This is a genomic window from Flavobacterium lacustre (assembly GCF_027474525.2).
Lineage (GTDB): Bacteria > Bacteroidota > Bacteroidia > Flavobacteriales > Flavobacteriaceae > Flavobacterium > Flavobacterium lacustre.
Genome location: NZ_CP114882.2, coordinates 2,359,660 through 2,372,258 on the forward strand (window position 1 = coordinate 2,359,660; position 12,599 = coordinate 2,372,258).

Genomic DNA, 12,599 nt, shown 5'->3' on the forward strand with positions numbered 1-12,599 from the left:
TAAAAGTTCATTGACATATTGAGATAAGAAATAATAAAAAGTAGAAAGCATTTTTTGCTTGTTTATCATTAGACAAGTAAAAGAAACGGCACATTTTAATTAATGTGTTGGTACAATAAGCAAAATAAGGGCGTATGGGGGATGCCTTGGCTCTCAGAGGCGATGAAAGGCGTGATAAGCTGCGAAAAGTTACGGGGATTGGCACACACGATACGATCCGTAAATACCTGAATGGGGCAACCCACTATGTTGAAGACATAGTACACCGATAGGTGGGCAAACCCGCTGAACTGAAACATCTAAGTAGGCGGAGGAGAAGAAAACAAAAGTGATTCCGTAAGTAGTGGCGAGCGAACGCGGATTAGCCCAAACCAGTGTTGTTACGGCAATACTGGGGTTGTAGGACCACGATATTTGTTGCGGATAGAATTAGAATCTACTGGAAAGTAGAGCCAAAGAAGGTGATAGCCCTGTATAAGTAATAGAAGATAACGATAGTGGTATCCTGAGTAGGGCGGGGCACGTGAAACCCTGTCTGAATTTGGCGGGACCATCCGCTAAGGCTAAATACTCCTGAGAGACCGATAGTGAACCAGTACCGTGAGGGAAAGGTGAAAAGAACCGTGAATAACGGAGTGAAATAGATCCTGAAACCATACGCTTACAAGCGGTCGGAGCCCTTTCGTGGGGTGACGGCGTGCCTTTTGCATAATGAGCCTACGAGTTAACGTTGCTGGCAAGGATAAGTGGTTAAGCCACGGATCCGTAGCGAAAGCGAGTCTGAATAGGGCGCTTTAGTCAGTAGTGTTAGACGCGAAACCGTGTGATCTACCCATGGGCAGGATGAAGCTGTGGTAACACATAGTGGAGGTCCGAACCGGTTGACGTTGAAAAGTCTTCGGATGACCTGTGGGTAGGGGTGAAAGGCCAATCAAACTCGGAAATAGCTCGTACTCCCCGAAATGCATTTAGGTGCAGCGTTATGCGTAAAGTTATATAGAGGTAGAGCTACTGATTGGATGCGGGGGCTTCACCGCCTACCAATTCCTGACAAACTCCGAATGCTATATAATGTTTCATAACAGTGAGGGCTTGGGTGCTAAGGTCCAAGTCCGAGAGGGAAAGAACCCAGACCATCAGCTAAGGTCCCCAAATATATGTTAAGTTGAAAGAACGAGGTTTGTCTGCCCAGACAGCTAGGATGTTGGCTTGGAAGCAGCCATTCATTTAAAGAGTGCGTAACAGCTCACTAGTCGAGCGGACGAGCATGGATAATAATCGGGCATAAACATATTACCGAAGCTATGGATTTGTAATTTATTACAAGTGGTAGGGGAGCATTCTAACAGGGTAGAAGGTGTGTTGTAAAGCATGCTGGACTGGTTAGAAAAGAAAATGTAGGCATAAGTAACGATAATGCGGGCGAGAAACCCGCACACCGAAAGACTAAGGTTTCCACAGCTATGCTAATCAGCTGTGGGTTAGTCGGGACCTAAGGCGAACCCGAAAGGGACAGTCGATGGACAACGGGTTAATATTCCCGTACTAGTTATTACTGTGATGGGGTGACGGAGTGATGAAAGCGCCGCGAACTGACGGAATAGTTCGTTGAAGTACCTACCTATAAGCTGCGCAGGCAAATCCACGCGGCTTGGGGAAATACGATAGTACTCGGAGTCTTCGGACAAAGAGATAGTGCGCCTAAGGGCTTCCAAGAAAAACCTCTAAACTTCAGGTAATAAGTACCCGTACCGCAAACCGACACAGGTAGTCGAGGAGAGAATCCTAAGGTGCTCGAGAGATTCATGGCTAAGGAATTAGGCAAAATAGACCCGTAACTTCGGGAGAAGGGTCGCCAGCAGCAATGCTGGCCGCAGTGAAGAGGTCCAGGCGACTGTTTATCAAAAACACAGGGCTCTGCAAAATCGTAAGATGAAGTATAGGGCCTGACACCTGCCCGGTGCTGGAAGGTTAAGAGGAGATGTTATCTTCGGAGAAGCATTGAATTGAAGCCCCAGTAAACGGCGGCCGTAACTATAACGGTCCTAAGGTAGCGAAATTCCTTGTCGGGTAAGTTCCGACCTGCACGAATGGTGTAACGATCTGGACACTGTCTCAGCCATGAGCTCGGTGAAATTGTAGTAACGGTGAAGATGCCGTTTACCCGCAGTGGGACGAAAAGACCCTGTGCACCTTTACTATAGCTTAGTATTGACCTTGGATAAATGATGTGTAGGATAGGTTGGAGACTGTGAAGTGGCGTCGCTAGGCGTTGTGGAGTCATTGTTGAAATACAACCCTTTGTTTATCTGAGGCCTAACCCCCAATCGGGGGGACATTGCTTGGTGGGTAGTTTGACTGGGGTGGTCGCCTCCAAAAGAGTAACGGAGGCTTCTAAAGGTTCCCTCAGTACGCTTGGTAACCGTGCGTAGAGTGCAATGGCATAAGGGAGCTTGACTGAGAGACATACAGGTCGATCAGGTACGAAAGTAGAGCATAGTGATCCGGTGGTTCCGCATGGAAGGGCCATCGCTCAAAGGATAAAAGGTACGCCGGGGATAACAGGCTGATCTCCCCCAAGAGCTCATATCGACGGGGGGGTTTGGCACCTCGATGTCGGCTCGTCACATCCTGGGGCTGGAGAAGGTCCCAAGGGTTGGGCTGTTCGCCCATTAAAGTGGCACGCGAGCTGGGTTCAGAACGTCGTGAGACAGTTCGGTCTCTATCTACTGTGGGCGCAAGAAATTTGAGTGGATCTGATTCTAGTACGAGAGGACCGAATTGGACAAACCTCTAGTGTATCTGTTGTCACGCCAGTGGCATGGCAGAGTAGCTACGTTTGGAAGGGATAAGCGCTGAAAGCATATAAGCGCGAAACCCACCACAAGATGAGATTTCTTTTAAGGGTCGTGGGAGATGACCACGTTGATAGGCTATAGATGTAAAGGCAGTAATGTCATAGTCGAGTAGTACTAATAACCCGTAAGCTTATGTACGCTTTTCCTGCCGAGCAATCGGCAGGAAGAAACTTTCTTAGGTCCTGAATCAAGTTCAGGATAAACTTTTTATTTTCTTTATCTCAGTATGTTAAGATATTTGCTCGACGCAAGAGCAGTCCAAAGACGAAAGTCAACAGTCCAAAAGGCAACTTTAGACTTTAAGACCTTCGACTTTAGACTAACAACCTTAAGGTGGTTATTGCGGCGGGGCTCACCTCTTCCCATCCCGAACAGAGTAGTTAAGCCCGCCTGCGCAGATGGTACTGCAGTTATGTGGGAGAGTATGTCGTCGCCTTTCTTTTGAAAGCCTATCTGAAAAGATAGGCTTTTTTGTTTTATAGGAACGACGTGTTCGGCTAAAGCCTCGGTTCGTCGCCTTTCTTTTGAAAGCCTATCTGAAAAGATAGGCTTTTTTGTTTTTAATAAGTTTTAAAATACCTGAAGCCCACTGGGCTTCCTCCTCTTACTATCAAATGTCGCCTTTCTTTTGAAAACCCTATTCCTATCGGAATAGGGTTTTTTGTTTTATAACTGTATTTTATCTCATTGCGTTTTTTGTAGATAAAATAAGGGATGTAACTTTATGAAATAACAATTTTGTAAGTTTGTATCTAAGCATTATAGCTTTATTCAATTTGATTATGGGAGAAACACTTCGTCTTAGAACTGTAAATGTTACGAGATACATCACTCCGCTGCGGGAAGGAGGCTCTTTGCCTGCGCTCGCTGAAGCTGATGATGATTTTAAATATGTATTGAAATTTAAAGGTGCCGGTCATGGCGTTAAAGCTTTGATTGCCGAATTGATAGGTGGCGAAATTGCCCGTGCTTTACATTTAAAAATGCCTGAGCTTGTTTTTGCTCATCTCGATGAAGCTTTTGGACGTTCGGAAGGGGATGAAGAAATTCAAGATTTGCTTCAAGGGAGTCAGGGGCTTAATCTGGCTTTGCATTTTTTATCCGGTGCTATTACTTTTGATCCCGTTGTAACGGTTGTTGATCCTGAATTGGCTTCTCAAATTGTTTGGTTAGATGCTTATATTACTAATGTAGATCGTACTTTCAGGAATACGAATATGTTGATTTGGCATAAAGAATTATGGTTGATTGATCATGGTGCTTCGCTTTATTTTCATCATTCGTGGAGTAATTGGAAGAATCATGCACAAAGTCCTTTTGCATTGATAAAAGATCATGTGTTGTTCCCTCAGGCTTCTTTATTATCTGAAACGGATGTCTTATTTAAAAAAATATTGACTGCCGAAGTATTGCACTCTATTGTGGATTTGATTCCAGAGGAGTGGTTACTTTGGGAAGATACTGATGAAACTCCAGAAGCTATTCGGGAGGTGTATTTTCAGTTTTTGATTACGCGTTTGAATCATTCCGAAATTTTTATAAACGAAGCACAAAATGCAAGAGAAACACTTATATGAGTATGCCGTAATCCGTGTTGTGCCAAAGGTAGAACGCGAAGAATTCCTCAATGTGGGTATTATTCTTTTTTGTAAGAAAGCGAAGTTTATACAAGTACTTTGTTCTATTAACGAAGCTAAACTCCAATTGTTTTCGGGGGATTTAGATTTGGAACAACTGCATTTTAATTTACTGGCATTTGAGAAAGTGGCACATGGTGATAAAACGGGAGGACCAATTGGTCAGTTTGATATTCCTTCCCGGTTTCGTTGGTTGACTGCTATTCGTAGTTCTGCGATACAAACGTCTCGACCCCATTCTGGTTTGTGTGATGATTTGGAACAAACGGCGCAACGATTGTTTGCAGAACTGGTTTTGTAATTGGTTGTCTCTTTTCTTATGATTGTATATGCGATTCTATTTTTTTCTCTAATACGATAAATTCTAAAGGTTCTTTTGCAATTGCACTATGTGCGTGGCTTGCCGGAAAGGGTTCTCTTGCTCCGGTATCTTGATAGCCGTTGCGTTTGTACCATGCTATTAATTCTTCCCGAACGGATATTACGGTCATTACTATTTTTGGTAAACCTAGTGCCAAAGCCTGTGTTTCGGCTTGGTGTAAGAGTTGTTTTCCTATGCCGCTGTTTTGTAAATCGGGGGAGACGGTCAGCATTCCTAAGTATAATTGTTGCTCTTTTTCAATGAGTAGCACACATCCTATAATTTGTTCGTTCTGTGTGAACTTGAGGATGGTATTTTTCTTGTCTTGTATGGTTTCTGTAAGTTCTTGTTCGGTGGTTCGGAGTCCTTCGAGCAGGTTGGCTTCGGTGGTCCATCCTTTCTTGGATGTTTCTCCCCGGTAGGCTGAATTGATTAATTGATTTAGGGCTGAAACGTCTTTGAGTGTTGCTTTTGTAATCATGATTCTTCTTTGTGTTCCGATTTTTTTTGTGTTTTCAAAGATAAAGAAAAGGATAACATGATTGTGTTTTGAACTTGCGCTTCTGTGTGAGGATGAGTGCTTCTTTTGCGGCTGTAATTTGGTTGTTTATTCTTATATTTAAAAGTTAAAGTATTGATAATCAAAGTATTTTATCGATTGGTACTGAATTTTTTTTAACTTTGGATAAAGAAAATTATAACAATTTAATCCGTATCATTATGAGAAATTTAAATATTATTTGGGTGATAGTGATGGCTTGTGTATTGAACATGACGCCTGTATTTGGACAATCGGAAGCTAAAAAGAATAAGATTATTGCTGACAGTCAAACGGCGAAAAAGGAGTTTATTAAGAGTGATCCTTTGATGAAAGCCCTTTTTGATCAGGCTTATGGTTATGTTATTTTTCCTAATGTGGGGAAAGGTGGGCTTGCGATAGGCGGGGCAGCCGGAAACGGTGTTGTTTACGAGCATAATAAAAGGATTGGTATGGCGAAGTTGTCGCAATTGAGTATTGGGTTTCAAGCTGGCGGACAAGCGTATCGGGAGGTTATATTCTTTGAAACAAAAAATGAGATGGAACGTTTTAAAGAGAGTCGGTTTGAGTTTTCTGCACAAGCTTCGGCAGTGGCGGTCACGGAAGGGGCTTCTGCAAATGTAAAATATACCAATGGTGTCATGGTGTTTACCATGCAAAAAGGCGGACTTATGTATGAAGCATCGATTGGTGGACAAAAATTTAAGTTTAGTTCTTTATAAAACTCTTTTGCGGATAGGAAAATTACAAATGTGCATGAGAGAATCGCAACTGCAGGCACAAGAATCACAACTGCAGCCCCGAGAATCGCAACTGCAGGCACAAGAATCGTAACTGCAGCCCCGAGAATCGCAACTGCAGGCAGGAGTATCGCAACTGCAGCCCCGAGAATCGCAACTGCAGGCAGGAGTATCGCAACTGCAGGCAGGAGTATCGCAACTGCAGCCCCGAGAATCGCAACTGCAGGTAGGAGAATCGTAACTGCAGGCACAAGAATCTTTTAAATAAAAAAGGAGTTTACTGTTAGTAACTCCTTTTTTGTTTGTTTATAATTTATGTTTTAATTGGATGTCTGGAATTGTGATATCCCGTGTTGTGTTTATTTTATGAATGTAAATTTTATACCACTGATTTGTTTGTACTCCGGACTTGTGGAACCGTAGAGGGATTTTATGTAGTTCTTGACATCTTTGGCGGTGTCTACAAGCCCTGTGATTGGGGTGTAAAGTGATTTGTTTCTGGCAATCATGGCGTTGCTGTATGGCGTGTATGTGGCGGTTACGGAGGCGTTTGCTGTTTCGAGTTGGGTTATGTATGTAGTGAGGGTCACTACTTTGATTGGGGTTTCGTTTGGGATGTATTTGGGTTCTGTTTTTACGAGTTCTACTAAGTTTTTGAAATGATCGATTCTCATATCATAACTTTGTTGGGAGGTCGAGATTGTTTTGGCGGCTGCTTCTCCCTCTGCTGTTGCTGTGCCGGTAGCGGCGCTTTTGCCTTGTATTTTTTTGTTGATGGTCTCGGCGTCTTTGAGCAGGGTTACTGGGGCATTGACTGCTTTTAAGGCTCCCAAAACTTTGGTTGCTAATGGTTTTAGGGGTTTGAACGCCAGCATTCTCACTCCCTCGGCATTGTCTGCGGGAACTTTGGTTGTTTTTACGGTTTGAATGGTTGCTTTTGCACTTGTTTTCATTGTATTGAGTGCTGCCAGTGCTATGCTGGTGTTTGAGGGGTTGTAAGTTGCGCCGTAGCCTGTGCAAAAAGAGATGAGTGTCTCGAAGTTTGCCACGTTTTTTGTGTGTCCTGTTTCTGATGTAGAAGCCATAATTTTGAGGGTTTTAAATGTTTAATTATATACTCAAAATAATACTATTCCTACTTATTGTGCAATACCCACTTTTAGTGATATTTCATTTATTTTTTGGGGAGGGTTTGGGGATGAAACGGATTTAAAACGATTTTCGCGGATTTGTTTTGGTGTTTAAGAGCGGGATGCTCGCGCTAGCGTTACTATTTAGCTATTTGTATTCTTTTTTGACTGTAACATTTGTAGGTTTTTTTGGGAATCAAAATCTTTTGCTATTCCGCTGTCGATTCCTTCTTGAATTGCAATTCTTAGAGCAATAACTTTATTTTCTTCTTCTTCAAGCATTCTGAGTCCGGCACGAATGACTTCGCTAGCATTTTGAAAACGACCTTTTGAAACACTTTTTTCGATAAATGTTTCGAAATGATTACCTAACGATATGGATATGTTCTTTCCCATGATAATTGTATCAAAATTTTGTAATTGTTGTAGGTTACTCTCGAAAATTTGAGATAACGTTCAGGTCCTACAGCGGGTTTGGGACTAAATTAAACCTATTCTTCGGATTTGCCAAAATTCCCAAATACAAAACAAACTTTTGATTAAGTCAATTGCCTAAATCCGTTGTAGATGTTGGAAGTAGTTACGATAAGGCTTTAATTTTTCTCCATTGAATTTCAATAATAGTACGTGATGACTTAATTATATTTTCTCGTATCTGTCTGAATTTCCCAATATTAAAATCTTTATCTGTAAGCAATAAAATATCTAACATGTCTTGTAAATAGTCATGAAAAATAGCATATTCTTTTTTGTTTGGATTGATTAACATTTCAAGCTTGGCTTTAGTGTATAAAAATTTTTCATATATCGGATGAGTTATGTCATCTTTAACTGGACTTGAATCATCCGGCATAAGGATAGTTGAATATGAAATGAAATCACTCACAGAATGGCGGAATTCGTTGATCCAATCTTGACGATTTTTTGTTGCTATTGTTGACTTGAATTGGGTTAGAGTAATTTCTTTAGCGTTTTCTATTTGCTTATTCATATTTATTTCGTTTGACTTACGTAAACAATGTGCAATTATTAAATTGATAACGGCAGAAGCCACTCCGATTAACAAAGCAGCTATCCAAGGCATATTATTATGATAAAAACTTTCAGATTCTTTACGAACAGTCACGTCTTTAATTTCAATTGGATTTTTAGAATCAATAATGAAATTAGTTAAAGTTATTTCTTTCTCCTTCAAATTTTCTTTTGAATAAATATTGAAAAAAGATAAAAATATTATATGAACGAGGAGAATTTTTCTCATAAATGTTGGCGTTTTAGCTGTTGTTCGTAATTTTTATTTTAATGTCTCTATTATATGTTCAATATCCTTTAGGTCTAATTCAAACCATTCTCCTCTTAATCTTTTTTCCGAATATGTTTCATGTAATGCCTTTTCAATACTTTCTGCTATTTTTCTAATTGGAAATTTCTTGGATACAATTATTTCGATTGTTGGTTTTTCACTTTGTAAAGTTCTTTCTCTATATTCTGGTTTGTTAGAAATTCCTATTTTGTAATAGTTGTTACTTGTATCGTGCATTAAATAAACAGAACAAAAATCTGTTGTTATTTCTTTAACCATTACTGCTTGTTTTAATTCAGTTGGTTTGTAATCGGGTATGTTTTTCTTTACGAATTCGACATATTCTCTTGTAAATTTTTTAATTACTATTTGAATATTGTTTTTCGTTGAATAAAAGTCATCTCCACCAATTTCTCCACCTAAAATATCTCTTTTATCGCTAACTAGTGAGATTTTCCATTTAATGAAAATAGAATTTGAAAATATTTCAAGTTCAGTTTTTGTAATTAATCCTTTGTATTCTAAAATTTTTTCGTTTAGGCTGTTTTTCGATGATATTGGGTTTTCATGTAATTCAAATTGAATTTGTTTTCCATTTTCAAATAAAAATAAGACTTTATCAGATTGCCTTGGTCTTATTTGTTTTGGGTTAAAATGAAATATGATGTAGTCATTGTTATCAATGTAATTTAAAGTAAAAAGAAAATCTGTTATAGAGTCATCAGATTTTGTTTTAATACCTGTATTTCTTCCAAATCTTGAGCTGACTGTATGCCAATTAATTATTCTTGAGTTAGTAAATTCGTCAACAATAAGATTAGGTATGTTAATGAATCGCTCACTAATTCTTTGCTCATCACTATTTCTAATTATATATATTAACTCATAGTCTTTTAAAAGAACAACCTTGCAAGGGTCAATTTGAAAAATGAAGCCATCTTTTTTTGAATAGTTTGTCTGCTTTTGACGGTTTGAATCATTGTATGTAAAAATTGGTTCACCAATTTTTACATATGCACCATCTTTGACTAACCATTTGTCAAACGAATAGTTATAACTAGGACTTTTAAAATATTCTTTAAACTCTGAATTTTCTATCGAATTTTCATTTTGGAATTCTCCTTTTGGATGAAGTTTGTAAAAAAAAATTCCATTAGAAAGGATGTCGTCTTTTTTTAAAGTATGTTCTAAAATTCCAGATCTTGAAGCAATTATACTCGCTGATGTGAAGTTAAATCCGCTTTTTTCTCCAATACGAATTATACAAATTGGCTGGCCAATTTCAATCCATTCTCCATTCGGTTTATTGTATTCGTAAAAGTAAAAGGATTTATTTCTATCATTTTCTGGAAAGTCATTTATTTCAAATTCACCAAGACCAAATTCAGACGATTTATCTGTTTCGTTTTCAGAAACATTTTCAATTTTTTTCTGGTCAGATTTAAATATGTTTCTAAAAAAAGTCATTTTTGGTTAGGTTTAAGTTTCTTAAAATTACTCACAACTAATATATTGTGTATTAGAGTTGCAACTGGAAACACTAATTAGTTAGCTTGTCGCTATTACTCCTTTGCTTAACAAACGTAATGATTTTACTTACATATAACTAATTTTCGTAAAAAAAAACCGACTGAAATAGTTCTCAGTCGGTTTATATGGTGTTTAGTAGTTTTGCTGTTAGGCTAAGAAGGCTTTGAGTTCTTCGTAGGTTTTGATTTTTACGCTTACTTTCTCTTTGTTAAGCACACTTTCGATTTGTGCCGGGATAGGTAGTTTTACGTTTAATGTAGGTTCTACGGTATCGAGAAACTTGATAGGGTGGGCAGTTTCTAAGAAAATACCAAGTGCATCAGGATGGTTTTGTAATTCTTTTTTCAATCCCAAATAGCCTACTGCTCCGTGAGGTTCTGCAATGTAGCCATCGGTATTGTAAATGGTTTTCATGGCTGCAAGGGTTTCTTCATCGGAGAAAGTGAAAGAAGAGAAGTCTTGTTTGAACTGCTCTAAATCGTTTTGGTACATTTCCTGAATGCGGATGAAATTACTTGGATTCCCTACATCCATTGCATTTGAAATGGTGGCAATAGATGGTTTTGGATCGTATAATCCGTTTGCCAAAAAGCGTGGTACAGTATCATTTGCATTGGTAGCGGCTACGAAATGTTCGATAGGTAATCCCATTTTTTTGGCGATGATTCCGGCGCATATGTTTCCGAAATTCCCACTTGGGCAAGAGAAAACTAATGGTTTGTTTTGTTTCTTTAAGGCTTTGTAAGCAAAGAAGAAGTAAAACATTTGTGGTAACCAACGGGCTATATTGATGGAGTTTGCCGAGGTTAGTTTCTGGTGTTTTAAGCTGTCGTCTAAAAATGCTTTTTTGACCATGTCCTGGCAGTCATCAAAAACGCCATCGACTTCGAGTGCTTTGATGTTTTGTCCTAAAGTGGTTAATTGACGTTCTTGTATGTCACTTACTTTTCCTGAAGGGTATAAAATTACGACTTCGACACCGGTAACGCCAAGGAATCCGCTGGCTACGGCGCCTCCTGTATCACCAGAAGTGGCTACGAGAACGGTATTTTTATTGTCTTTTTTATCTTTGTTGAAGTAGCCTAAACAACGGGACATGAAGCGGGCGCCTACGTCCTTGAAGGCCATGGTTGGACCATGAAAAAGCTCTAAGGAATAGATTCCTTTTTCGACTTCGACCACCGGAAAATCGAAACACAGGGTTTCGGCAATGATTTGTTTTAGGGTTTCTGCCGGAATTTCGTCGCCTACAAATTGTTGGATGGCTTCAAAAGCGATTTCTTCGTTGCTCTTATTTTCGATATCTTCAAAAAAAGAAGGGGCTAACGGGGTTATTGATTCCGGGAAATACAATCCTTTATCGGTTGCTAATCCTTGTATTACGGCTTCTTGGAAAGAAACTTTCGGTGCGTTATGGTTTAAACTGTAATATTTCATTTTTACTAATTTTAGCATCCTAAACGCTCCCTAAAGGGAAGGGAGGCGAAAGGGATTCATCCTGTGTTATTGTGTGTTATCTTCCTTTAATGCGTGGGAATTAGATGATTTTCATTCCTTCGTCATTTACTTTAGAAACGTGAATTTCATACGGTAAATTCATTTCTTCGTAGACAGCGCTCATGGCTTCGGCTATTTTTTGTGCGGTTGCTTCCCCTTTGCTTAAAGCGAAAATAGAAGGACCTGAGCCTGATATTCCTGAACCTAATGCGCCGTGTTCGTAGGCTGTTTTTTTGATTAAATCGAAACCCGGAATCAAGACACTGCGTAAAGGTTCTACGATTTCGTCATGAAGGGAACGGCCTATTAAGTCGTAATCCTGAGTGTATAATCCGGCTACTAATCCGCCTACATTTCCCCATTGCGTGATGGCACTTTTGAGGGAAACGGTTTGTTTTAAAACCGAGCGGGCATCCGAAGTTTTTAACTCAATCTGAGGATGTACTACGGTTGCGTATAGTTCCGGTGGGCTTTGAATTTTGATAATGTCTAAAGGATTAGAACTGCGCACCAATGTAAATCCGCCTAAAAGGGCAGGAGCGACGTTATCGGCATGGGCGTTTCCGCTGGCCAGTTTTTCGCCTTGCATGGCAAAAAGCACTAATTCTTTTCGGGTGAATGGTTGTCCCAATAATTCATTGATACCAAAAACGGCACCTGCAGCACTTGCAGCACTACTCCCAATTCCGCTACCGGCTTTGATGTGTTTGTAGATTTCGATATCAAAACCAAATTCGGTATCTATTGCTTCTAACATTGCCAAAGCGGCTACACCAGCTACGTTTTTTTCGGTTTCTAAAGGCAAGTCGGCACCTACTATTTTAGTGATGCGAACGCCTTTTGTAGCTGATTTTCGAATAATCATTTCGTCACCTGCCGTTTCTAAACACAGTCCGAGGACATCAAATCCGCAGGATAGGTTGGCGATTGTGGCGGGGCAAAATATTTTTATTTCATTCATAATAGTAGTCTTAAAGTCTAAAGTCTAAAGTCATAAAGAGGTAA

The 12,599-nt window shown here is 39.6% G+C and carries 10 protein-coding genes and 2 rRNA genes; 5 read left to right on the forward strand and 7 right to left on the reverse strand.

All coding sequences use genetic code 11. The features are described 5' to 3' along the window. Positions 1 to 113: 113 nt before the first annotated feature. The 4 genes from O6P34_RS10250 to O6P34_RS10265 all read left to right on the forward strand — a co-directional run bounded on the left by O6P34_RS10250 (position 114) and on the right by O6P34_RS10265 (position 4,796). Positions 114 to 2,996, forward strand: a 23S ribosomal RNA gene (locus O6P34_RS10250). Between the two features lie 191 nt (positions 2,997 to 3,187). Further along, positions 3,188 to 3,297 (forward strand): 5S ribosomal RNA (rrf, locus tag O6P34_RS10255). Positions 3,298 to 3,640: 343 nt separating this feature from the next. Further along, the gene (locus O6P34_RS10260) at positions 3,641 to 4,435 is read left to right on the forward strand and encodes a HipA family kinase (RefSeq protein WP_269684415.1); all 795 of its coding nucleotides are present in this window, start codon (positions 3,641 to 3,643) and stop codon (positions 4,433 to 4,435) included. Continuing rightward, on the forward strand, positions 4,413 to 4,796 hold the full coding sequence (locus tag O6P34_RS10265) for a DUF3037 domain-containing protein (RefSeq protein WP_269684416.1): 384 nt from the start codon (positions 4,413 to 4,415) through the stop codon (positions 4,794 to 4,796). The genes O6P34_RS10260 and O6P34_RS10265 overlap by 23 nt, the downstream gene beginning before the upstream one ends. Positions 4,797 to 4,812: 16 nt before the next feature. Here O6P34_RS10265 and O6P34_RS10270 read toward each other — a convergent pair whose 3' ends face one another. Further along, positions 4,813 to 5,337, reverse strand: a complete 525-nt coding sequence (locus O6P34_RS10270) for a GNAT family N-acetyltransferase (RefSeq protein ID WP_269684417.1) — start codon at positions 5,335 to 5,337, stop codon at positions 4,813 to 4,815. 200 nt (positions 5,338 to 5,537) lie between these two features. Between O6P34_RS10270 and O6P34_RS10275 the strand changes: the two genes are divergently transcribed. After that, a complete protein-coding gene (locus O6P34_RS10275; RefSeq protein WP_269684418.1) occupies positions 5,538 to 6,116 on the forward strand; it encodes a lipid-binding SYLF domain-containing protein in 579 nt (192 codons plus the stop codon). 377 nt (positions 6,117 to 6,493) lie between these two features. On the opposite strand, the gene O6P34_RS10280 is transcribed toward O6P34_RS10275, so the two are convergent. From O6P34_RS10280 to O6P34_RS10305, 6 genes are all read right to left on the reverse strand, one after another. Further along, positions 6,494 to 7,087, reverse strand: coding sequence for a hypothetical protein (locus tag O6P34_RS10280; protein WP_269684419.1), 594 nt, complete (start codon positions 7,085 to 7,087; stop codon positions 6,494 to 6,496). A 321-nt stretch (positions 7,088 to 7,408) separates the two neighbouring features. Then, a complete protein-coding gene (locus O6P34_RS10285) occupies positions 7,409 to 7,660 on the reverse strand; it encodes a type II toxin-antitoxin system ParD family antitoxin (protein WP_269684420.1) in 252 nt (83 codons plus the stop codon). Positions 7,661 to 7,844: 184 nt separating this feature from the next. Continuing rightward, on the reverse strand, positions 7,845 to 8,525 hold the full coding sequence (locus O6P34_RS10290) for a hypothetical protein (protein ID WP_269684421.1): 681 nt from the start codon (positions 8,523 to 8,525) through the stop codon (positions 7,845 to 7,847). Between the two features lie 33 nt (positions 8,526 to 8,558). Continuing rightward, positions 8,559 to 10,034, reverse strand: coding sequence for a GIY-YIG nuclease family protein (locus O6P34_RS10295; protein ID WP_269684422.1), 1,476 nt, complete (start codon positions 10,032 to 10,034; stop codon positions 8,559 to 8,561). A 210-nt stretch (positions 10,035 to 10,244) separates the two neighbouring features. Beyond that, positions 10,245 to 11,534, reverse strand: coding sequence for a threonine synthase (gene thrC, locus O6P34_RS10300; protein ID WP_269684423.1), 1,290 nt, complete (start codon positions 11,532 to 11,534; stop codon positions 10,245 to 10,247). Between the two features lie 100 nt (positions 11,535 to 11,634). Further along, positions 11,635 to 12,555, reverse strand: coding sequence for a homoserine kinase (locus O6P34_RS10305; RefSeq protein ID WP_269684424.1), 921 nt, complete (start codon positions 12,553 to 12,555; stop codon positions 11,635 to 11,637). Between the last annotated feature and the right edge of the window lie 44 nt (positions 12,556 to 12,599).

Excerpts from the sequence above, each read along its gene's own strand:
- O6P34_RS10285 (WP_269684420.1), bottom strand. The coding sequence starts at position 7,660 with ATGGGAAAGAACATATCCATATCGTTAGGTAATCATTTCGAAACATTT.
- O6P34_RS10305 (WP_269684424.1), bottom strand. The coding sequence starts at position 12,555 with ATGAATGAAATAAAAATATTTTGCCCCGCCACAATCGCCAACCTATCC.
- O6P34_RS10270 (WP_269684417.1), bottom strand. The coding sequence starts at position 5,337 with ATGATTACAAAAGCAACACTCAAAGACGTTTCAGCCCTAAATCAATTA.
- O6P34_RS10280 (WP_269684419.1), bottom strand. The coding sequence starts at position 7,087 with ATGAAAACAAGTGCAAAAGCAACCATTCAAACCGTAAAAACAACCAAA.
- O6P34_RS10295 (WP_269684422.1), bottom strand. The coding sequence starts at position 10,034 with ATGACTTTTTTTAGAAACATATTTAAATCTGACCAGAAAAAAATTGAA.
- O6P34_RS10290 (WP_269684421.1), bottom strand. The coding sequence starts at position 8,525 with ATGAGAAAAATTCTCCTCGTTCATATAATATTTTTATCTTTTTTCAAT.
- O6P34_RS10265 (WP_269684416.1), top strand. The coding sequence starts at position 4,413 with ATGCAAGAGAAACACTTATATGAGTATGCCGTAATCCGTGTTGTGCCA.
- O6P34_RS10260 (WP_269684415.1), top strand. The coding sequence starts at position 3,641 with ATGGGAGAAACACTTCGTCTTAGAACTGTAAATGTTACGAGATACATC.
- thrC (WP_269684423.1), bottom strand. The coding sequence starts at position 11,534 with ATGAAATATTACAGTTTAAACCATAACGCACCGAAAGTTTCTTTCCAA.